Origin of the sequence: Pelagibacterium lacus (assembly GCF_003345525.1) — a bacterium.
Classification (GTDB): Bacteria; Pseudomonadota; Alphaproteobacteria; order Rhizobiales; family Devosiaceae; genus Pelagibacterium; species Pelagibacterium lacus.
Window position 1 is genome coordinate 1 of record NZ_QQNH01000086.1, and the last position, 506, is coordinate 506.

1 protein-coding gene is annotated in these 506 nt (G+C 66.4%); it reads right to left on the minus strand.

Annotated features, from left to right (window positions below; genetic code table 11):
- On the minus strand, positions 1–506 hold a 506-nt coding region (locus DVH29_RS16465; RefSeq protein WP_439331632.1), incomplete at both ends, for a TonB-dependent receptor.

Sequence of the window (506 nt, forward strand, 5' to 3'; positions counted from 1 at the left end):
CAGCACCGAACTGGTCTTGGAGAAGCCGGGCGCGATGTGCGGATCGTCGCCGCCGAACGACGGCGTGAACTCGAACCAGCCGTTGTGGTCGTCGAGATACTTGGCGGTCAGCAGCAGTTGGCCGCCGTCGTACTTCCACAGCAGGTTGCCGCGGATCTGCCCCCCGTCGTTCATCGGATAGCCGGGGTTGCGGGCGCCGTCGCTGCGCCGATAGAAGCCGCCGACCGCGTAATAGAGGTCGCTGTCGCCGATGCGGCCGCCAGCGTAGCCGTCGATGCGGTAGTAGGGGTTCTTGCCGTCGCCCTCCAGGCCGTACTTGGCCTGCACCTGCATCCCGGGGTCCGATTTCCCGGTCTTGGAGATGTAGTTGAAGATGCCGCCCGGCGCGTTCGGCCCGGTGACGACCGCCGTCCCGCCCCGCAGCCCTTCGAGATGGTTGAGCATGATGTCGGGGCGCGAGAAGTAGTCCGGCCCGAAGTTGGTCGAGGTGATCAGCTCGACCGGCA